Raw genomic sequence first — 402 nt, 5'->3', positions numbered from 1 at the left:
GAGTAGCCCGCCACCGGGTAGTCGGTGCTGACCCACTGGGCGCCGCTGGCGAGCGCCGCTTCGAGCGTGCTCCGATCGTTGGTGGCGACCTCCCGACCAGGTGAGTCCGAACGGGTCCGCACCATGTAGCCCTGGCGAACCAGGTTCTGGATGGCGGTGAAGGACCCCTTGGCGTCGTTGCGCTCGACGAAGGCCGCGTCGGCGTTGCCGGGGTTCGAGTTCGTGAACAGGACCCGGCCCTGCAGGCTGGGGTGTCCGGCCAGGTAGGTGGTCCGGTAGGACCCGGCGTTGTCCATGAGGAACATGACCTTGCCGCGGGAGGCCCCCAGGGTGGGCCAGCCGTCGTTCAGGACCGCGCTCTCCAGGGTGCTGCGGGATCCGCGGACGTCGTCCGGGGTGATC

At 69.7% G+C, this 402-nt stretch carries 1 protein-coding gene; it reads right to left on the bottom strand.

What is annotated here, in order from left to right; genetic code table 11:
* Nucleotides 1-402, bottom strand: a 402-nt coding sequence (locus tag I6F37_RS42985; protein WP_225154827.1) for a Ca2+-dependent phosphoinositide-specific phospholipase C, incomplete at both ends; no start/stop codon positions are given.

Origin of the sequence: Bradyrhizobium sp. NBAIM08 (assembly GCF_020193935.1) — a bacterium.
In the GTDB taxonomy this organism is placed as follows: Bacteria; Pseudomonadota; Alphaproteobacteria; order Rhizobiales; family Xanthobacteraceae; genus Bradyrhizobium; species Bradyrhizobium yuanmingense.
The sequence above is the reverse complement of the archived record's forward strand: the minus strand, read 5'-3'. Positions and strand labels throughout refer to the sequence as shown.